General features: G+C 67.4%; 17 protein-coding genes. 5 read left to right on the top strand and 12 right to left on the bottom strand.

Translation table 11 applies throughout. The features are described from left to right. The first annotated feature begins 5 nt into the window (after positions 1–5). Positions 6–2,513, top strand: a complete 2,508-nt coding sequence (gene pepN / locus QQS53_RS04125) for an aminopeptidase N (RefSeq protein ID WP_472774656.1) — start codon at positions 6–8, stop codon at positions 2,511–2,513. 160 nt (positions 2,514–2,673) lie between these two features. Beyond that, a complete protein-coding gene (locus QQS53_RS04120) occupies positions 2,674–4,059 on the top strand; it encodes an anaerobic C4-dicarboxylate transporter (RefSeq protein WP_472774655.1) in 1,386 nt (461 codons plus the stop codon). A 24-nt stretch (positions 4,060–4,083) separates the two neighbouring features. Here the strand turns inward: QQS53_RS04120 and QQS53_RS04115 are convergent, their stop codons facing one another. The 7 genes from QQS53_RS04115 to QQS53_RS04085 are packed head-to-tail and all read right to left on the bottom strand — an operon-like array spanning position 4,084 to position 11,740. After that, positions 4,084–4,761 carry a GntR family transcriptional regulator gene (locus QQS53_RS04115; RefSeq protein WP_472774654.1) on the bottom strand — a complete coding sequence of 226 codons (678 nt, stop codon included), beginning with the start codon at positions 4,759–4,761 and terminating at the stop codon, positions 4,084–4,086. A gap of 49 nt (positions 4,762–4,810) precedes the next feature. Continuing rightward, positions 4,811–5,470, bottom strand: a complete 660-nt coding sequence (locus QQS53_RS04110; protein ID WP_472774653.1) for an SDR family oxidoreductase — start codon at positions 5,468–5,470, stop codon at positions 4,811–4,813. A 19-nt stretch (positions 5,471–5,489) separates the two neighbouring features. Beyond that, positions 5,490–6,680 (bottom strand): alkylhydroperoxidase domain protein, encoded by a 1,191-nt coding sequence (locus QQS53_RS04105; protein WP_472774652.1) that lies wholly within the window; start codon positions 6,678–6,680, stop codon positions 5,490–5,492. A gap of 55 nt (positions 6,681–6,735) precedes the next feature. Further along, positions 6,736–8,328: a dipeptide ABC transporter ATP-binding protein gene (locus tag QQS53_RS04100; RefSeq protein ID WP_472774651.1), complete on the bottom strand. Its 1,593-nt coding sequence runs from the start codon at positions 8,326–8,328 to the stop codon at positions 6,736–6,738. A 19-nt stretch (positions 8,329–8,347) separates the two neighbouring features. Beyond that, positions 8,348–9,154, bottom strand: a complete 807-nt coding sequence (locus QQS53_RS04095) for an ABC transporter permease (protein WP_472774650.1) — start codon at positions 9,152–9,154, stop codon at positions 8,348–8,350. After that, a complete protein-coding gene (locus QQS53_RS04090; RefSeq protein ID WP_448872014.1) occupies positions 9,147–10,118 on the bottom strand; it encodes an ABC transporter permease in 972 nt (323 codons plus the stop codon). The genes QQS53_RS04095 and QQS53_RS04090 overlap by 8 nt, the downstream gene beginning before the upstream one ends. Next, positions 10,118–11,740, bottom strand: coding sequence for a TIGR04028 family ABC transporter substrate-binding protein (locus QQS53_RS04085; protein WP_472774649.1), 1,623 nt, complete (start codon positions 11,738–11,740; stop codon positions 10,118–10,120). Before QQS53_RS04085 ends, QQS53_RS04090 begins: the two co-directional genes overlap by 1 nt. 122 nt (positions 11,741–11,862) lie before the next feature. Here QQS53_RS04085 and QQS53_RS04080 point away from each other — a divergent pair, with 122 nt between their 5' ends. Beyond that, a complete protein-coding gene (locus QQS53_RS04080) occupies positions 11,863–13,686 on the top strand; it encodes an FAD/NAD(P)-binding protein (RefSeq protein WP_472774648.1) in 1,824 nt (607 codons plus the stop codon). Here QQS53_RS04080 and QQS53_RS04075 read toward each other — a convergent pair. Next, positions 13,678–14,841 (bottom strand): cystathionine gamma-synthase, encoded by a 1,164-nt coding sequence (locus QQS53_RS04075; RefSeq protein WP_472774647.1) that lies wholly within the window; start codon positions 14,839–14,841, stop codon positions 13,678–13,680. The two genes, QQS53_RS04080 and QQS53_RS04075, sit on opposite strands and share 9 nt — an antisense overlap. A gap of 151 nt (positions 14,842–14,992) precedes the next feature. Here QQS53_RS04075 and QQS53_RS04070 point away from each other — a divergent pair, with 151 nt between their 5' ends. Together QQS53_RS04070 and QQS53_RS04065 are read left to right on the top strand one after the other, a co-directional pair. Continuing rightward, the gene (locus tag QQS53_RS04070; protein ID WP_472774646.1) at positions 14,993–15,988 is read left to right on the top strand and encodes a mechanosensitive ion channel family protein; all 996 of its coding nucleotides are present in this window, start codon (positions 14,993–14,995) and stop codon (positions 15,986–15,988) included. Next, the gene (locus QQS53_RS04065; protein WP_472774645.1) at positions 15,989–16,378 is read left to right on the top strand and encodes a globin domain-containing protein; all 390 of its coding nucleotides are present in this window, start codon (positions 15,989–15,991) and stop codon (positions 16,376–16,378) included. It abuts the gene before it with no gap. Between the two features lie 207 nt (positions 16,379–16,585). On the opposite strand, the gene QQS53_RS04060 is transcribed toward QQS53_RS04065, so the two are convergent. The 4 genes from QQS53_RS04060 to ettA all read right to left on the bottom strand — a co-directional run bounded on the left by QQS53_RS04060 (position 16,586) and on the right by ettA (position 20,461). After that, positions 16,586–17,587 (bottom strand): HNH endonuclease signature motif containing protein, encoded by a 1,002-nt coding sequence (locus QQS53_RS04060; RefSeq protein ID WP_472774644.1) that lies wholly within the window; start codon positions 17,585–17,587, stop codon positions 16,586–16,588. 126 nt (positions 17,588–17,713) lie between these two features. Then, positions 17,714–18,352 (bottom strand): DUF8185 domain-containing protein, encoded by a 639-nt coding sequence (locus QQS53_RS04055; protein WP_448872028.1) that lies wholly within the window; start codon positions 18,350–18,352, stop codon positions 17,714–17,716. Further along, on the bottom strand, positions 18,353–18,757 hold the full coding sequence (locus QQS53_RS04050; protein WP_448233391.1) for an acyl-CoA thioesterase: 405 nt from the start codon (positions 18,755–18,757) through the stop codon (positions 18,353–18,355). It lies immediately after the preceding gene. Between the two features lie 33 nt (positions 18,758–18,790). Then, a complete protein-coding gene (gene ettA, locus QQS53_RS04045) occupies positions 18,791–20,461 on the bottom strand; it encodes an energy-dependent translational throttle protein EttA (RefSeq protein ID WP_472774643.1) in 1,671 nt (556 codons plus the stop codon). Positions 20,462–20,485: the final 24 nt, after the last annotated feature.

Genomic DNA, 20,485 nt, shown 5'->3' with positions numbered 1-20,485 from the left:
CAGCTATGACCTCGACAAACCTGACTCGCGACGAGGCCCAGCATCGCTCGCAGATGCTGCGAGTCAACCATTACGACGTCGCCTTGGACTTAACGCAGTCGGACACGCACTTCATCTCCACCACCCGCGTGGACTTTTCGTGCCTGCGCCCGGGCAGCACCTTCCTGGATCTGCGCGCCGAGGAGATCCTGGACGTGCGCCTGAGCGGGGCTCCCCTGCCGACCGCCGCCTACGAGCCGGAGTTCGGCATCCCGCTGTCCGGCCTGCAGGTCGCGGACTACACCGTCGAGGTCACCGCCCGCATCCCCTACTCCCGCACGGGCGAGGGCCTGCACCGCTTCGTTGACCCGGCCGATGACCAGCCCTACCTGTACACCCAGTTCGAGACCGCCGACGCCAAGCGGGTCTTCGCCTGCTTCGACCAGCCCGATCTCAAGGCGACCTACGACTTGTCCTTCGCAGTGCCGGCGGGCTGGCGGGTTATCACCAACGGGCCGGTGACCCAGCGCGGCAACACCTTTAGCTGCCACCTGGACTACCCGCTGTCGACTTACCTCATCGCCGTGTGCGCCGGCCCTTACGTCGAGTTCACCGACACCTGGCGCGGGCAGCTTTCCGCCCACCCGGAGGGCCAGCCCGCCCAGGACCTGGAGGTCCCGCTGGGCCTGTACTGCCGGAAGTCCCTGGCCGAGCACCTGGACCACGAGCGCCTGTTCACCGAGACCAAGCAGGGCTTTGACTTCTACCACCGCAACTTCGGCTTCGCCTACCCCTACGGCAAGTACGACCAGGTCTTCGTGCCAGAGTTCAACGCCGGCGCCATGGAAAACGCCGGCTGCGTGACCATCCGCGACGAGTACGTCTTCGCCTCCCAGGCCACCCACTACATGTACGAGCGCCGCGCGGACACCATCCTCCACGAGCTGGCCCACATGTGGTTCGGGGACCTGGTGACCATGCAGTGGTGGAACGACCTGTGGCTCAACGAGTCCTTCGCCACCTGGTCCGCCGCCATCTCCCAGGCGGAGCAGACCCAGTACGACACGGCCTGGGTGACCTTCGCCAACGTGGAGAAGGCCTGGGCCTACCAGCAGGACCAGCTGCCCACCACGCACCCCATCTCCACGGACGCCTCGGATATTGAGACCGTCGAGCAGAACTTCGACGGGATTACCTACGCCAAGGGCGCCAGCGTGCTTAAGCAGCTGCAGGCCTACGTCGGCCGCGAGAACTTCTTCGCCGGGGTGCGCCGCCACTTTGCCGCCCACGCCTGGGGCAACGCGACCTTCGACGACCTGCTGCGCCACCTGACCGAGGCCTCCGGCCGCGACCTGTCCTTCTGGGCTAAGCAGTGGCTCAAGACCACCGGAGTGAACTCGCTCAAGGCCAGCTTTAACGTGGACAACGGCACCTACACGGACTTCGCCGTCGAGCAGTCCGGGGATACCCTGCGCACCCACCGCGTGGCCGTGGGGCTCTACCGCCTGGACGGCGGGAAGGTCACCCGCTATCAGCGCGTCGAGCTGGACATCGACGGCGCCAGCACCGACGTCGCCGAGCTGGTCGGCGCCCCGGCCGCGGACCTGGTCTTGGTCAACGACGACGATCTGACCTACGCCCTGCAGGATCTGGACCCAGCCTCCCGCGATTTCGTGGTGGACAACATCGACAAGATCGCCGATCCGATGGCGCGCACCCTGTGCTGGTCCGCCGCCTGGGAGATGACCCGCGCGGGCAGCATGCGCGCCCGAGACTTCATCGCCCTGGTCGCCCGCGGCGCGGCCGCAGAGACCGAGCTGTCGGTCCTCGAGCGCATCCTCACCCAGGCCGTGCAGGCCCAGCTGCGCTACGCCGATCCCGCCTGGGCGAAGGACACTACCCTGCTGGCCGATGCCCTCGTCGCCGGGGCCCGCGGCGAGGACGAGCAGCGCCGCCTGGTCTTCGCCAAGGCCCTAGGATCCCTGCCGCTGACCGATGCCTCCCGCGACTTCTTCCGCGGGGTGCTGGAGGCGTCCAACGACTACGGCATGCGCTGGCGCGCCGTGGCCGCCCTGGTCGCCGGCGGGGCCGTGGAGGACGCGGATAAGCTCATCGATGCCGAGCTCGAGCGCGACAACTCCGCCACCGGCTACCAGGCCTCCCTCAAGGCGCGCGCCGCCATCAACACGCCAGAGAACAAGAAGGCGGTCTGGCGAGAGCTCGTCGACGGGAAACTCGGCAACCGCGACACCGGCTCGAAGCTGGCCGGCCTGGTCTTCCCCGGCGCGGAAGACAACCTGCCCAGCGAGGGCTACTTCGAGGTGGCAGAAAAGATCTGGGACGGCCAGTCCCACGAGATCGCCCTGGCGACAGTCACCGGCCTCTTCCCCTCCTGGGACGTCAGCCAGGCAACCGTGGATCGCGCCGAGGAGTTCCTGCGCCGCGATCTGCCCACCGGGCTGCGCCGCGTGGTGACCGAGCAGCGTGACCGCACCGCCCGCGCGGTGCGCAACCGGGCGGTGGACGCCAGCTAACAGTATGGGCGTCACGCTGGGATTTTAGCAGATTTGCACCCAAAACTACTAAGCGGCGAGCTGTGATTATTAGCTCGCCGCTTCCGCTATGTCCGATTATGCCCGGTTCGATAATATTTTTACTGTCCCCCTTGTTTGTTACTAGTGGAAAGGCACTTAGATGTTAGCCACTGTCCTCGCCCCGGACTCCGTCCTGGCGATCGTACTGCAAGTGGTCATTATCCTTGTCGCCCTGGTGCTGGGCACCCGCTACGGCGGGCTCGGCCTGGGCCTGATTTCCGGTATCGGCCTACTGCTCATGGTCTTCGTCTTCGGACTGGCCCCGGGCGAGCCGCCGGTATCGGTGATGCTGACCATCATCGCAGTCATCGGCTGCGCCGCGACCCTCCAACAGGCGCGCGGCCTCGAAGTCATGATGCAATTCGCGGAGAAGATCCTGCGCGCCCACCCGGAGCGCATCACCATTCTCGCTCCCCTGACCACGTGGTTTTTGACCGTGCTCTGCGGCACCGGCCACGTCGTCTACACGATGTTCCCCATCATCGAGGACATCGCCCTGAAGAAGGGCATCCGCCCCGAGCGCCCCATGGCCGTGGCCTCCACCTCGGCCCAGATGGGTATCACCGCCTCGCCGGTCTCGGTCGCCACCGTCTCGCTGGCCTCCATCCTGGCCGAGCACGCCGGCGCCATCGACGAGGCCTACTCCATCCCGCAGATCCTCATGGTCGCCATCCCGGCCTCCCTGTCCGGTGTCATCCTGGCCGCCCTGTGGTCCCTGCGCCGCGGCAAGGACCTGGACAAGGACCCGGTCTTCCAGGAGCGCATGAAGGACCCCGAGTTCGCGGACTCCATTAAAAACTCCAGCCACTCGCTCATCGGCGTGGAATTCCCCAAGGAAGCCAAGCGCTCCGTGGCCATCTTCCTGGTCGCCATCGTCTGCGTGGTCTTCCTCGGCGCCTTCGACTTCCTGCGCCCGCTCGTCCCGGGCGAGGACGGCGAGCTCTCGCCGGTGTCGATGAACCTGGTCATCCAGATGGTCATGCTGGTCGCCGGCGCCGTCATCCTGATGAGCTGCAAGGTCGACCACAAAAAGATCGCCAGCACCCCGGTCTTCAAGGCCGGCATGACCGCGGTCTTCTCCGTCTTCGGCGTGGCCTGGATGGCGGACACCTTCTTCCAGGCGCACATCGATGCCCTGGAGGCCGGCCTCGGCGACGTCGTCGCCCAAGCCCCGTGGGCATACGCCGTCGTGCTGATCATCGTCTCGAAGCTGGTCAACTCCCAGGGCGCGGCCCTGGTGGCCATCGCCCCCATCGGCCTGCAGCTGGGTATCGACCCGGCCGTCATCGTCGGCTTCTACGGCGCGGCCTACGGCTACTTCATCCTGCCGACCTACCCGTCGGACCTGGCCTGCATCGGTTTCGACCGTACGGGCACAACCCGCATCGGCAAGTTCGTCATCAACCACTCCTTCATCATCCCGGGCGCCATCTCGGTGCTGACCTCCTGTGTGGTCGGTTCCCTGCTCGCGCAGGTGCTCCTCTAGCCCTGCGGGGCCCGCGCCCGCCCCTTAAATATCTAGGTGCAGCTTCGCGACGTCGCCGCGCAACGCCATCTCGGTGAAATCCAGAGGGCGGCCGGCGGCGTCGAGCGCGCAGCGCTGCACCCGCAGGATAGGCGTGGTGCGCGAAAGCCCCAGCGCCTTCTGCTCCACCGCGTTCGGCAGCGCCGGCTCCAAGGACTGCCGGTAGCTGGCCGGGCGCCGCTGCTCCCAGTGGCCCTGCAAATCCGCCGCTGGCACGAAGTGGTGCGAAAACAACGCCGGGGTCCCGTCGACGGTGTGCCGCCTCTTGACGGACCAGACCCGGTCGGTCTCCGCAATCGCTAGCTGCTCCGCCACCGTCGGCGGCACCTGCACGCGAGACTCCTCGAGCTCGTCAATGACGAGCTCGTTTTCGTCGTTGCTCAGCTGCGCCCCTAGGTCCTCGACGCGGCCCAAGTCCACCACCGGCGCCGTCGTGCGCACGAACGTTCCCCCGGTGCGGCCGCGGCGGCGATCGATAAGCCCTTCCAGCTGGAGGATATCCAGCGCGTGCCGCACCGTCATGCGGGCGACGTTGAACTCGTGGACGAGCGCGCGCTCGGTGGGAAACCGGTCGCCCGGCCGCAACTCGGCACGTTCGATGCGCCCCCGCAGAGCGTCCGCGATGGCCAGATAGGCCGGTTTAGAGCTGGGCTGCTTAGTCACAGATTAAGTTTAGCGCATGAATCTGCGCGAGGTGTTCGACCCACGCGGCCTATTCCACGCGCGGGCGCACCTGGATCTCGGTCAGCTGCGTGGTCGGGCCGGCGTCCACGACCGCGCGCACCGCGCGCGCGATTTCGGCCGGGGCGATAACCTCGTCGCGGTTGTAGTCGGTCAGCCCCTGCAACATCGCGGTATCCGTGGGCCCGGGCGCCACGGTGCTCACCCGGATGCCGTGCTCGGACTTGCGCAGCCCGTCCGCCAGGGCGTAGAGCGCGTGCTTGGTGGCCGCGTAGACCACGTTGTCGCCGAAGCCGCCCCGGCCGGCGCCGGAGTTGATGAAGACCACGGTTCCGCCGGCGCGGTTGAGCGCCGGCAGGAGGCGCTGGGTCAACATGGCCGGGGCCACCACGTTGATGGACAGGTGGCCTTCCCAGTCGTCCCGGCTGGCCGATGCCACCGAGCGCCGCTGCGCAATCGCCGCCGCGTGGACCAGCACGTCGACGCGGTCTAGCTCCGGCAGGTCGAAGTCCTCGGTCAGGTCCGCGCGCACGCAGGTCACGCCGGGCCCCTCCAGCTCGGCGAGGCGCTCGGCGTTGCGGCCGATGGCCACGACGTGGTGGTCGCGGGACAGATCCGCGACGATCTCGCGCCCCATCCCGCCGGTGGCGCCGGTAACGACGGCGGTCTTGGTCTGTGCTTGGTTAGTCATGCCGGCCAGTCTAGGCGCTTTAGCGGAAGCGCCGGGGCACGTCCGGGGTGCCCAGGGTCAGCATCAGGCGGTTCGCCCAGTTAAAGAAGGACGAAGAATAGATAACGTCCAGGACCGCCTGGTCGTCGAGTCCCGCTTCCCGCAGCGCGTCGACGTGCTCGGCGCCAAACTCGATCGGGGTCCGGCTAATCGCCACCGCGGCGTCGCGGATGGCGGCCCAGTCGGCTCGGCCGAGGTCGATGTCGACGCCGTCGTCGAGGAGGCGGTCGATGGTCTCCCGGTCGCCGCCCTCGTCGACGTAGCGCTGCTGGTGCACGGAGGCGCAGTACTCGCAGCCGTTGAGGCGCGAGACCACCGTGGCGGCCAGCTCGCGCTCCGCGCGGCCCAGCCCGCCGTCGGTGTTGTAGAAGATGTCCAGGTCCGTCAGGGTGCGGGCCTTCAGCGCGGCGGGGTCGCGGGCCAGCAGGCGGAAGTAGGGCTGTTCGATGCGCTCCGGCTTAATCAGCGCCTCGCGCTGCTCCTCGGTGAAGTCTTCCTTGCTCAGCCCCGGCACCCAGGGCTTCCAGCCCAGCGCGTGGTTGACAAAGCGGCCTGGGTGGACCACCTCGGGGGTCTCCACCCCGCCCGTGACCTCCCAGCCGGGCCGCTCCTGCGGGGTCTCCGCCACGGCCCCCGGCGCGGCCGGGGCCCCGCCGCCCAGCACCGCGATGCCGCGCACCACGCGCAGCTGGAAGGCCAAAAAGCTAATCAGCTGCGCCAGGCTGACCATGCCGGTCGGGCCCCACCCGCTGGCGTCCAGGTGGCCGATGGCCGCCGGGTCTGCGTCCTTCGGGTGGAAGACCAGAAGGTGCGCGAAGTCGAAGGCCGCGCCCAGGCGCTCGCCCAGGCCTTCGAAGGTGCTATATCCCCCGCCCGCGTAGGGCCCGCGGTGCTGTCCGCCCGCGATGGCCTCCTTGACTGGGGCGAGAAGCTCCTCGTCCTCGTCGCCCAACAGGTCCAGGTAGAACTCCGCCGGGCGGCCGGCCTGCGTGATACCTGCCACGAAGGCGGCCACGGCGTAGCGCTCCGCCTGGCTAAACTCGCCGGCCTCCGCCGGCTCGAGCAGCGCCTCGAAGCTCAGCTGGGCGTTCTCGCGGGCCGCCCGCCGGGCGCTGCGCAGCTGGCTAACGGCGGGGCTGGTCTGCGCCAGCTCGTCGATGATATCGGTCATTGATCCTCCTCGGTTCTTCGTTTCTGCTTGCTGCTTCTTTGCTACTTTTTCGCTCTTACAGGCCCAAGTTTAGGTCGCCGCCGCGGTAGCGAGAGCCGGGGATGGCCTCGATGAGCCGGCGGGTCAGATCCGCCTGCGGGTTGGTAAAGACCTCGGCGGTCGGGCCGTATTCGACCTGCCGGCCCGCCCCCAGCACGCTGACGGTGTCGCTGACCTGGTTGACCACGGCCAGGTCATGGGAGATGAAGATATAGGTCAGCCCCAACTCCTGCTGCAGGTCGTCGAGCAGCCGCAGGATCTGCGACTGGACGGTCACGTCCAGGGCGGAGACCGCCTCGTCCAGCACGACCAGCTCCGGCTCGATGATCATGGCGCGTGCGATCGCCACGCGCTGGCGCTGCCCGCCGGACAGGCGCGCCGGCAGGCGCTGGCCCATGTCCGGGTCCAGGGCGACCAGCTCCATAAACTCGCGGGCGGCCTCCCGCGCCCGGGGCCGCTTCATCCCGCGGAAATTCACCAGGGGCTCGGCGATGGTATCCGCGATGGTGCGCCGCGGGTTCAGCGAGCTATACGGGTTCTGATAGACCAGCTGGACCTGGCGGCGGGCCTCGCGCCGGCCGGCCGCATCCAGCTCGGTCAGCTCCGTGCCGCCCAGCCGGATGCTGCCCGCGGTCGGCTGGTTGAACATTGACACGGACCGGCCGGTGGTGGTCTTGCCGGAGCCGGACTCGCCGACCAGCGCGTGCGTGGTGCCCTTAGCAACCTCGAAGCTCACCCCGTCCACGGCGGTGAAGTCGCCGAAGCGCTGCACCAGGCCGTCCACCCGCAGCAGCGGCGGCGTGCCGGCGGCGGCCGGGGTGGCCTGCTGCCGGGTGAAATCGGCGGCGGTCAGGGAGGGGGCATCGGCGAGCAGGCGCTTGGAATAGGGGTGCTGCGGGTCGGTGAGCACCGTGGCCGCCAGGCCGGACTCGCGGACCTGGCCGGCCTCCATGACCACGATCTGGTCCGCGCGGTCGCCCGCCACGGCCAGGTCGTGCGTGATAAACAGCAGGCCCAGGCCGAGCTCTTCGCGCATGTCGTCCAGCAGGTCCAGGATGGTCTTCTGCACCGTCACATCGAGGGCACTGGTGGGCTCGTCGGCGATGATAAGCTCTGGCTCCAGCGCCACCGCCGCGGCGATGAGGACGCGCTGCTTCATGCCGCCGGACAGCTCGTGCGGGTACTGGTGGTAGCGGCGCTCCGGGTCATCGATGCCGACCCGATCGAGCAGCTCCAGCGCCCGGGCGCGCCGATCCCCACGCCCGTGGATTTCCATGCCCTCTTCCACCGCGGCGCCGATGGTCTTCAGCGGGTTCAGCGAGTTGTTCGGATCCTGCGGCACCAGCCCGATGTGGGCGCCGCGGATGCCGCGCCATTGCTTGCGGCTAAGCCCGGTCAGGTCGCGGCCCTGGAAGGTCACGGAGCCGGCATCGACGGCGGCGTTGTCCGGCAAAAGGCCCAGGATGGCCAGCGCCGAGGTGGACTTGCCCGAGCCGGACTCGCCGACGATGGCGGTCATCTGGCCCGGCTCCACCGCAAGGTTCACGCCCTGGACCGCCGGGGAGCCGTCGTAGGAGACGTTCAAGTCAGTAACAGTTAACAGTGACACGAGTTCTGCTCCTTGTGGTTTAGGCCTGCGCCCGGATGTTGCGGGAGAGATGGTTGGCGGCCATGACGACGGCGACAATCGCCAGGCCCGGGATGACAATCAGCCACCAGGCGGTGGCCATGAAGTCGCGGCCCTCGGCGATGATAAGCCCCCACTCCGGCGTGGGCGGCGGGGCGCCGTAGCCCAAAAAGCCCAGGATGGACAGCTGCAGGATGGCGGAGCCGAACTGCAGGGTCGCCAGGGCCACCACCGGGGTCAGCGAGTTGGGCAGGATGTGGCGCACCATCACCTGCAGCGGGCGCGCGCCCGAGCCGTAGGCGGCCTCCACATAGTCCGCCCCGGCCACGCTGATGACCTGGGAGCGCGCCAAGCGCGCGAACGCGGCGATGCTGGTGACACCGACGGCCACCGCCGCCTGGACGGAGCCGAAGCCCAGCACGATGATGATGGACAGCGACAGCAGGATGCCGGGGATGGACAGCAGCACGTCGACCACGCGCATCAGGACCGTGTCCACCCAGCCGCGCAGGCTGCCGGCCAGCACGCCGATGATCGTGCCGACCACCAGGCCCACGGCCACGGCGATGAAGGCGCCGACTAGGGACTGGCGGGCCGCGTAGACGACGCGGGCGTACAAGTCGCGGCCGACGGCGTCGGTGCCGAACCAGTGCTCGCTACTTGGCGGCAGCAGGGCGACGTCGGTGCCCGCGTACGGGTCCGCGCTTGCCAGCAGGCCGGGCCACAGCGCCGCGAGGGCGGCGATGACCAGCACGACGATCGCCACGAGCGAGGTCGGGCGCGTCCAGGGATTGCGGGGCTTAGACATGGGTCTTCCTTCCTGCCACCCGGGCCGGGGCCTTCTGGCCCCGCAGGCGGACGTCCAGGACCGGGTACAAAAGGTCCACGACCAGGTTGATAATCACGTAGGCGGCCGCGGCGATAACCACCACCGCCATCAGCACCGGGGTGTCCCGGTTGGCCACGGCCTGGGCGGTCATCTGCCCCAGGCCGGTGCGGCCGAAGACGGTCTCGGTGACCACGGCGCCGCCGACCAGCTCGCCGAAGAGCAGGCCGGCCATTGTCAGCGCCGGGAGCAGGGAGTTGCGCAGGACGTTGCGCCAGAAGATCCAGGCCTCCGAGGCGCCGCGGGCGCGCACCGCGTTGACAAAAGGCTGGCCCTGCGTCTGCTCGATGGAGCGGATGAGCACCTGCGTCAGCGGCGCGGAGATGGGCACCGCCAGCGTCAGCGTGGGCAGGATGAGCCCCTCGATGCTGCCCGGCTCAATCACGCGCACCCAGCCCAGCTGGAAGGAGAAGACCTGGATGAGCAGGATGCCGACCCAGAAGCCCGGCAGGGAGACCAGCAGGGAGGGAAGCCCGCGGAAGAAGGAGCCGATCCAGCCCAGGCCCGGCAGCGTCGCGGCGAAGGCGACCAGCAGGGCGACGATGACAGAGACCACGATGGCCGAGGTCGCCAGCGCCAGCGTGTGCGGCAGCGCGTCCGCAATCAGCGTGGCCACCGGGGCGCCGGACTCGGTGGAATTGCCGAACTCGCCGACCAGGAACCCGCCCAGCGAGGTAAAGAACTGGACCCACAGGGGCTTATCGATGCCCATCGAGTCCCGGATCTCGTCAATCTCGGCCTGCGACAGGCCCAGCGCCGGGTCGCCGAAGCGGGACTGCACGGCATCGGACGGCAGCGCCGACAGCAGGAAGAACGCGACCGTGTAGGTAATCAGCAGCACCAGCAGTGCCTGCCCGAGACGGGCCAAAATCTGCTTTCCGGTCATTAGTTAATCTCCTCCACCTCGTAGAACCAGGGGCGGGCGACGGCCTCCGGCCGGAAGCCTTCCACGCCCTCGGCGACCGCGTAGACTTGCGGCTCCTCGAACAGCGGCAGCGCGTAGGCCTTCTCCGTGAGGTAATCCTGGGCCTCCTGGACCGCCTGCTCGCGCTCCTGGGTGCCGGTGACGGAGACGACGCGGTCGAGCAGCTGCTCCAGGTGGGCGTCGATGGGCTCGCCGGCGGAATCCTGGTTGAGGAAGGCGTCGCGGTTGTTGATGCTGTAGAAGGACGTAATCGCGTCGTAGTCGGCGCGCGCGACCATGGAGTGGTACAGCTGCACCTTGTCGATGTCCTTGGCGTCCGCGTTCTGCGTGGCTTGGTCGCCGGCGTTAATCTCCACGCCGATGCCGAGCTCGCCCAGCTGGTCTTGAACCATCGTCATGACCTCCTTGGATCGCGGCTGCGGCAGCGCCGTGTTCGAGCGCAGCACCAGGCGCTTGCCGTCCTTGGTGAGGATCCCGTCCGGGCCCGGTTCCCAGCCGGCTGCTGCCAGCAGCTCGCGCGCCGCGTCCGGGTCGTAGGCGTAGGCATCACCCTGGTCCTTGTAGCCCAGCCCGGTTTCGGCCACGGTGGAGGTGGCCAGCGGGTAGGAGTCGGAGAAGAGCACGCGCAGGATTTCCTGCCTGTCGATGCCGTGGATGATCGCCTCGCGCACCCGCTGGTCTTGCAGCAGCGGGTGGTCGAAGCGGAAGGCCAGCTGGTTGTTCATCGAGTTGGTGCCGCGGGTGACGATGTTGACCCCGCGGGATTCCAGCAGGTCCTCCTGCGGCGCCGAAATCTGGCGGGCGATGTCCGCCTGGCCGGATAGCACCGCGCCGGTGCGCACGGATTCCTCGGCGGCCAGGATGTAGTGCACGCCGTCGATGGCGGCCCGGCCCTGGTGGCGCGCCTGAGGTGGCGCCCAGTCGTAGTCCTCACGGGTCTTTAACACCAGGTCGGTGCCGATCTCCTCGTGCTCGACCACGAAGGGCCCCGAGCCGATGACGTTGCGCGCGTTGCCGGGGCCGAAGCCCTCGTTGTCCAGCTGGAGCGACTCGTCCGCGAGCAGGCCCGCGTTGTAGGAGGCGGTGGCCTGCAAAAAGCCCGGCGACGGGGCGGAGAAGTGGAAACGCACGGTGTCTTCGTCGATAACCTCGCCGCGCTCGTAGTTGGAGATCTGCTCGGAGGCGGTCAGCGTGCGGTCGCTGTCGCCCAGCCCGTAGAGATCGAAGTTCGCCACCACGTTCTCCGCCGTCAGCGGGGAGCCGTCGGAGTAGGTCACGTCCGTGCGGATATTAAAGGTGTATTCGGTGGCGTCCTCGTTGACCTCGGGCAGCTCCGTGGCGATCCAGGGAGAAAGCTCCAGGGTCTCCGGGTCCTGGTAGAGCAGCCGGTCGGTGATCTGGTTGACCACGCCGCCGTTCGGGTAGAAGCCGGCGGCCGGCGGGTAGAGGGTGCGGAAGAACTGCGGCTCCAGGTACGTCAGGACGTTGTCGGAGCCGCCTTCCTCCCCTTCCGGCGCGGTGGCGCACCCAGCGGCCAGCGCTGCCACGGCGACTAGACTGGTGAGGGTTCTGAGTAGTTTCACGGTGATGATACTTCTTCGGGGTTAGTTCAACTTTTAACTGCTTGCGAATTTAACACAGTTTAGACCGTTTAGTATCATTACTGTAGACCAACTAGTCTAATTTATTCTCTCGTCTATGAAGGATGAAGACATTGTCAGCACCGTTAGCCGTGGCCATCGTGGGGATGGGCCCGCGGGGCATCTCCGTCATTGAACGCCTCGCCGCCCACCTCCACGAGCACCCCTCCACCCCACCTATCACCCTGCACCTCATCGACGACGCCGAGCACGGCGCCGGCCGCATCTGGGAAACCGACCAGACCCGCACCCTGTGCATGAACACCCTGGCCGGCGCGGTCACCCTGTTCACCGAGCCGGAGTCCACCCTCACCGCCCCGGCGCTGGAAGGCCCCATCCTCTACGAGTGGATCCAGCTCCTGCGCGGCGACGACCCGGCCGCCGCCGGCATCAGCGACGCCAAGGTCGAGCTGTTCCGCCAGTTCCCGCCCACCGTCGACCGCGCCTTTGCCACGGAGCTCGACGAGTCCCGGCCCGAGTCCCACCCCTCCCGCGCCCTCTACGGCGCCTACCTGCGCTGGGTGCTCACCGTCGCGCTGGCGCAGCTGCCCGAGCAGGTCCAGGTGGTCCACCACTTCAGCCGCGCTACCGACATCGCCGACGCCGGCGATCACGACGTGCTCACCCTGGCCGACGGCTCCCAGGTGGCCGCCGACAAGACCGTGCTGACCTACGGCTGGCAGGTGCCGGCCGCCAACGAGGAAGAGCAGCGCCTGGCCGCCGCGGATCTCAACTGGGTGCGCCCCGACAACCCCGTCGAGCAGCCCGTCGAGGAGATACCGGCCGGCCAGAAGGTGCTCGTGCGCGGGCTCGGCATGGGCTTCTTCGACGTCATGGCGCTGGTGACCATCAACCGCGGCGGCGAGTTCGTCGCCGACGACTCCGCCCGCGGCGGCCTGCGCTACCAGCCGTCCGGCCGCGAGCCCCAGCTGGTCGTTACCTCCGGGCGCGGCTACCCCTACCTGCCGAAGTCCCAGTACCACTCCCTGCCGCCGAAGGCCGACCTGTCCCGCTTTAAGGCGGCGCTGGCGGACTTGGGCGACGACTTCGACTTCGGCGCCGAGGTCCTGCCCGCCCTGGTCCGCGACGCCTACGCCGCCTACTACCCCGAGCGCGCCGCCGAGATCGATGCCGCCGAGCTACACGCCGACACCCTGCCCGCCCTGGCGGCCGAGCTCACCGCGGCGCTGGACTGCGAGTTCCGCCTCGACTACTGGATGAACCCGCTGGCCGCCTACGCCGGCGACGACCCGACCGGCTTCATCGCCGCCGGGCTCGAACGCGACATCGCCGAGTCCCAGGCCGGGCGCGACTCCCGCCTCAAGGCCGCCCTGTGGGCGATTTCCGCGGCGCGCAAGCCCGCCTCCATCGCCGGCTCGGAAGGCCGCATGAGCTGGGCCTCGCGCACCGGGGCCTACCGCGAGTTCATGGCGTTTGGCCAGATGGTAGGCTCCGGCCCGCCGCTGTTCCGCACCCAGCAGCTGCTCGCGCTCATCGATGCCGGCCTGGTCACCTTCCTGGGCGACCACCCGCACCTGGAAATCGGCGACGCGTTCACCCTGCGCACCCGCTTCGGCGCCGCCAGCTCCGACTGGCTCGTCGACGCCTGGATGCACCAGCCCGACGTGCGCCACGCCGTCGACCCGATGTCGGTGTCGATCCAGGCGCGCACGCGACCGTTCCACGACCACGGGCACCCGACGGGCTCGCCGGAGACCACGTGGCAGCGCCGCACCGTCCACCCCGACGGCGCGGTGGATGAGCGGCTGCACATCATCGGCATCCCCACCTATGCCCAGTGGCCGGACACCACCATCTCCCCCATGCCGGGCACCGATCCCCTTTTGCTGCAGGAGACCGACCGCACGGCCGGCGACCTGCTAGCTTAGGGCGCCCAGCGCCTGGGCGAGGTCGGCCATGAGATCGGCCTCGTCCTCAATACCAATCGACAGGCGCACCATGTCCGCCGGCGGGACCAGCTCGGAGCCTTCCGCCGAGGCGTGCGTCATCTTCTGCGGGTGCTCGACCAAGGACTCGACCCCGCCCAGCGACTCCGCCAGACAAATCAGGCGCGTGTTCAGGCAGAACTGCTCCGCGTGCTCGGGGTTGCGGAAGCGCACCGAGAGCATGCCGCCGAAGCCGCGCATCTGGCCCGCGGCCGTCGCGTGGCCCGGGTGGTCTTCCAGCCCCGGATAATAGACTTGGGCGACCTCGGGGCGGGAGGCCAAGTATTCCGCTACCGCCTGCGCGTTGGAGCAGTGGCGCTCCATGCGCACGCCCAGGGTCTTGATGCCGCGGGCGGTGAGGTAGGCATCGAAAGGCGAGGAGACCGCGCCGACGCAGCCCTGGAAGTACAGGAGGCGCTCGTCGACTTCGGCATCGTTAGTGATGACGGCACCACCGAGGACGTCGGAGTGGCCGCCCAGGTACTTGGTGGTCGAATGGACCACGTGGTCCGCGCCCAGGGCCAGCGGGTTTTGCAGGTAGGGCGTGGCGAAGGTGTTGTCCACCACCAGCGCGGCGTGCTTTTTCACTTCCGCGACGGCGGCGATATCCGTGACCGACAGCGCCGGGTTACTGGGCGTTTCCAGCCAGATGATCCGGGTGTTGTCGCGCACAGCGGCCGCGACCTCGTCCGGGTCGGTCGTGTCCACGACGCTGAGCTGAACGCCCCACTCCCCAAAGTCGTGGTGCAGCAGGCGGTAGGTGCCGCCGTAGGCGTCGTTGCCGAGGATGACGTGATCGCCGGGGCGGGCCAGGATGCGGATGAGCGTGTCGATGGCCGCCATGCCCGAGGAGAACACGCGGGCACAGCTGGCGTCTTCCAGGGCCGCCAGGGTCTGCTCTAGAGAGCGGACCGTCGGGTTGGCCACGCGGCCGTACTCGAAGCCGCCGCGCAGCTGCGCGAGGCCGTCCTGCGCAAACGTCGTGGAGGCGTAGATGGGCACGTTGATGGACCCCATGTGTCCGTCCGGGTGGTAGCCGGCGTGGATGGCGCGGGAGGTAAATCCCTGGGCGAGTTCTTGCTTCGTCTGCTGCGTCATGCCACCCAACCCTAGACCAAGCTGTCCACTTTTGGCGCTCCCCCGCCACCCTTTTATTCACCACCTGCCCTGTGCCGCCGTAGCCATCGCTGCGCCCACGCCCGGCCGCGGTTACTACAATCGAAGCCGAGTCAACAAAGAAAGAGAGTGCATGAGTCTCACAGTGTTAGCTAGTTCCGCCAGCACCACTGCCGTCGACACGGTCAGCAACTGGTGGGAGGACGAGCAGATCCGCTCGTGGGTCGTCGAACGGCCCGTCAAGATCGTCATCATCCTGCTGATCGCCGTCATCACCCAGTGGGTGCTGCGCCGGATCATCAACCAGCTGGCCGCCAAGGCCTCCAAGACCCCCAGCGGGACGACCATCCCGCGCTTGCCGCTGGGGCCGAAGGCCACCAAGGCGCAGCGGGAGGAGGAAAGCCGCCAGCAGGCCGCGATGAACCGCAGCCAAGAAAACCGGCGCAAGTCCCGCATCAAGACGTTGGCCGGGGTCAGTAAATCGGCGGTGGGCATCATCATCTGGAGCCTGGCCGCCCTGCTCATCCTGGACCAGCTGGGCGTAAACATCGCCCCGCTTATCGCTTCCGCCGGTGTGGTTGGTGTCGCCCTTGGCTTCGGCGCCCAGTCGCTGGTCAAGGACTTCCTGTCCGGTGTTTTCATGCTGTTGGAGGATCAGTACGGCATCGGCGACACCATCGACGTGGGCGAGGAGATCATCGGCGACGTCGAGGACATCACCCTGCGCGTGACCAAGCTGCGCGACATCGACGGCACCCTGTGGACGGTCCGCAACGGTGAGATCCTGCGCATCGGTAACTTCTCCGACCACTACGCCATCTGCCGCCTGCAGATCCCGGTGGGCCTGTCCAACAACGCGAAGGAAGCGTGGCGCGTCATCGAGGACGCCGTCAACCAGGCCATCAAGGATCCGGAGATTGTCAACGAGGTCATCGACGAGCCCGTCATCAACGGCATCTCCGACTGGGAGCCGGACTACATCTCCTACCGCATTTCCATCAAGACGATGCCCGGCCAGCAGTGGCACGTCCAGCGCCACGCCCAGGCGCACATCCTGGACGCGATGCAGGAGGCCGGCATTTCCACCCCGTACCCCTACGGCATGGGCATCATGCGGAAGGCGGACTAAGTGCAGCCCAGCAGCGTTTACGATGCCATCGGGGGCGAGGAGACCTTCCGCCGCCTGGTCGCAGGTTTCTACGCCCGCGTGCGCAACGACGACATCCTGGCGCCCATGTACCCGGCCGAGGACTTCGACGGCGCCGCGCAACGGCTGCAGTGGTTCCTCGCCCAGTATTGGGGCGGGCCCGCCGAGTTCAACGCCAACCGCGGTGCCCCGCGCCTGCGGATGCGGCATGTGTCCTTCCCCATCGATTCCGCCGCCGCCCAGCGCTGGCTGGACCTGATGGGAGCGTCCCTGGAGGACATCGAGGAGGAGACCATTCCGCCGGCGTACCGCGCGATGATCTGGGATCACATGCAGCGCGTCGCCGCGATGCTCATCAACCGGCCGGATTAGCTTTTCGGCACGCCGAGTAGGCGCTACGGAGTGGTTTCCGTGGCGCCTTTTCGCGTGTTTAGACTGGGATTGCCCCTTGTGGCCCGGCAGTCGTGGGGTTTGGTTGACTTTGTTGTTCCTTTTCCCTCGGCTGACCCCGTGTCAGCCGTCAGCCGTCAGCCCCGCGGCTTTGCTCTCGCGACTTTGCTCTCTCGGCTGGCCCCCGTGTCAGCCGCCGCTCCAGGGCGGGTCCCACGTGACTGTGCCGTGTCTTCGGTTGACCCTCCCGTGCCTTGGGTAGGCCGGATCGTCGTCGTTCCAGGAATTGTGGAACTCGCACAACAGCGTCAGGTTTTCTTGGTTGGTTTCTCCGCCGCCTGCCCAGGGGTGGATGTGGTGGACCTGGCACTCATCCGCCGGCTTCCTACAGTTCGGCCAGGCACACCAGGTGGTCTCGGCTTTGGCCATGTCTTTCTGCTTCGGCGAGGCATGCCGTTGGTAGCGGTATTGGTTGACCGGCCCGCGCCTCGGATCCACCAGGGTGGCAAGGCCCGCGTCCAGCAGGCACTGTCGGACGTAGTCGGCACCGGTCATGGTGGTGCCGTTGCTCAGCTGCAAGGTGATCTCATCCCCGTCTCCGGCAAGGATGCGCACCCAGTCCGGTAGGGAGATGACCACGTGGGTGGTCTTGGGTTGTTTTTCTAGGCCGCCGCTGAACAAGGCTTCCACGTCGGGGATGGTCTTAATTGATGCCCAGAGGTTTTCTACCAGCTGTGGGTCCCCGGTAATGGAGAAGGTGCTGGGGCCGTCTTTGCGGCGGGTCACGCGCACGCCTTCGGCGGGTGGGGCCGGGCGGTTGAGCTCCAAGACTTTTTGGTTGGCAAGCCGGCGGAGTTGTTTGGTGGTGCCGGGGGTGTTGCACAGTTCGATGAGCATGGCCCAGGCCTCGCCCTGGTGGCGTACCCGGCGGAAGGCATTGTCCAGGACCAAGAGGGTATCCAGGTGATGGCCCTGAGAAGCGGCGGCTCGGCGGGCGGCGGCTTGCTTGCGCGTATAGGACGTCTTCCCGAAGAAGGTCTGGCACGCGCGGTGGTGTGCGGCCGCGGCAACATCGGACATGACAGCCTTCAAAGCGGGCAGGCTGAGCTGGCGGCACAGGTCCAAATACTGGATCCCGTCCGCGAAGATGGCGTGCGCTGCTTTCAGTGTGTCCATGGCTGTCGTTGTCATGACTCACACGCTAGAAACACAGATCAACCCCCACAAGAGCACGATCCCGCGCCTGTGGATAACTCGGCCGCCCGAGTGGAATGGTTAACACTCGGGAACCGCGGCCTGTGGAAAACCTAGAGTTTCCTAGAACAAAGACAGCCGGTTGGAGTGGTAGACGGTGCCGAAGGGGGCATCGAGGCGCACCCAGCGGCCCTTCGCCGCAACGCGTAGGTGCCGCGGGACGTCGGTAGGCGCGGAGAAGCCGGGGATGAGCCCCAGGCTGGTGCAGGCGAAAATCATGCGCATGGGCACCTCGACCTGCTTGCCTTGGCCCTCGACGGTGACCACGGTCTGGTTCATCAGGCTCGACGGCGGGCCCAACGGTCCGGAGAACTGGCGGGCTAGGGCCTGGCCGGCATCGGCAAGCTCGCGCACGACTTCTACCGGCAGGTGGTCCAGCAGCCGGAAGCCGTCCATCGGCGGCAGCGCGCCCGGCCAGACGGGATCGCGGGCCGGGCCCAGCTCCAGCTTGCCGGCGGCGTTGTGCTTGAGCAGCTCCTGCTGCAGCAGATATGCGGAGACCACTGCCCCATCGCGGGAGGCCTTACCCTCCACGCGGCGCGCGACAACGACCTCGAAAGGCGTGGTGACGAAGACATCAACCTGGTGCTCGGTCAGCTGGCGCAGCCGCACGGAGCACCCGCCGTCGACGCCAATCGCACGGCTCACCAGCACCTGCAGGCCCTTGCCGCCGTTGCGCAGGTCCAGCGATTCGTTCGGCAACTATTCTTCCCCTACCTGGGTGAGGATGTCGCGCTCGGCATCGCTGAGTGGGCGCGGGCGCTGGGTCTCAAGGTCCACGGCGACCTGCACGCATTCCACCACGCAGGCGACCCGGCCGTTTCTGTCCTTGATCTCCTGGCGGGTGGTCAGGGAGCTGTTGCCCAGTTCGACGACCTGCGTTTCGACCACCACGGAGGTGGTCCCGCGGGGCTCGATGGGCAGGCGGAAGTCCAGGTCCAGGTGCCGCACGAAAGCCGCGAATTCGTGCCCCTGCGAGTAGAACTTGTCTTCCGCGAACGCCAGCCGCGCTTCCTGCGCCAGCTCGACGTAATTCGCGTTCATCAAGTGGCCGTAGCGGTCGAAATCCGACCACCGGACCGGAACCTCGTGGGTATGGATGGACATCCTGCTCCTTTTAACTGCGGTTAACTGCGTTGTTTAGCGGGTCAGCTTGCGGTGGGTCACGCGCGACGGGCGGGCGGCCTCCTCGCCCAGGCGCTCGACCTTGTTCTTCTCGTAGTCGCCGAAGTTGCCTTCGAACCAGAACCACTTGCCTTCTTCCACGTTGCCTTCCCACGCCAGGATGTGGGTACAGGTGCGGTCCAGGAACCAGCGGTCGTGGGAGATGACCACGGCGCAGCCCGGGAACTTCTCGAGGGCGTTTTCCAGCGAGCCGAGGGTCTCGACGTCGAGGTCGTTGGTCGGCTCGTCTAGGAGGATCAGGTTGCCGCCTTCCTTCAGGGTCAGCGCGAGGTTCAAGCGGTTGCGCTCACCGCCGGAGAGCACCTTGGACGGCTTCTGCTGGTCCGGGCCCTTGAAGCCGAAAGCGGACAGGTAGGCGCGCGAGGGCATCTCGTTCTGGCCGACGTGGATGTAGTCCAGGCCGCCGGAGACGACCTCCCAGACGGTGGCCTCGGGGTCGATGTTCTCACGGTTCTGGTCCACGTAGGACAGCTTGACGGTGTCGCCGACTTCCACGGAGCCCGCGTCCGGCTCTTCCAGCCCGACGATGGTCTTGAACAGGGTCGTCTTGCCCACGCCGTTCGGGCCGATAACGCCCACGATGCCGTTGCGCGGCAGCGTGAACGACAGGTCCTTGATGAGCACGCGGTCGCCAAAGCCCTTGACCAGATCCTTGACCTCGACGACCTTGTTGCCCAGGCGCGGCGGGGTCGGGATCTGGATTTCTTCGAAGTCGAGCTTCTTGTACTTCTCGGCCTCGGCAGCCATCTCCTCGTAGCGCTCCAGACGGGCCTTGTTCTTGGCCTGGCGGGCCTTCGCGCCGGAGCGCACCCAGGCCAGCTCGTCCTTCAGGCGCTTGCGCAGCTTGGCGTCCTTCTTGCCGGCGACCTCGAGGCGCTCCTGCTTCTTTTCCAGGTAGGTCGAGTAGTTGCCCTCGTACGGGTAGAGCTTGCCGCGGTCGACCTCGCAGATCCAGCCGGCGACGTGGTCTAGGAAGTAGCGGTCGTGGGTCACGGCCAGCACGGCGCCCGGGTAGTCCTGCAGGTGCTTTTCCAGCCACTGGACGGACTCGGCGTCCAGGTGGTTGGTGGGCTCGTCGAGCAGCAGCAGGTCCGGCTCGCTCAGCAGCAGCTTGGCCAGTGCGACGCGGCGGCGCTCACCACCGGAGAGTTTGGTGACCGGGGCATCGGACGGCGGGCAGCGCAGGGCCTCCATGGCCTGCTCGATCTTGGAGTCGACCTCCCAGGCATCGGCGGCGTCGAGCTCCTCCTGCAGCTTGCCCATCTCTTCCATGAGCTCGTCGGTGTAGTTGGTGGCCATCTCTTCCGCGATCTGCTCGAAGCGCTGCTTCTTCTCGAAGATGTCGCCGAGGCCCTCCTCGACGTTCTCGCGGACCGTCTTCTCCTCGTTCAGCGGGGGCTCCTGCTGCAGGATGCCGACGGTGGCGCCCGGATCCAGGAAAGCCTCACCGTTGGAGGGCTGGTCCAGCCCGGCCATGATCTTCAAGATCGAGGACTTGCCGGCGCCGTTTGGCCCCACGACGCCGATCTTGGCGCCCGGGTAGAAGGCCATGGTGACATTGTCCAGGATGACCTTGTCGCCGATAGCCTTGCGCACGTTTTTCATCGTGTAGATGAACTCGCCCATCATTCCCCTTTTCGTCCATTGGGT

The sequence above is a fragment of the Corynebacterium sp. 2571A genome, assembly GCF_055700935.1.
Note: the sequence above shows the minus strand (reverse complement) of the source record. Positions and strands in the feature narration are given on the sequence as shown.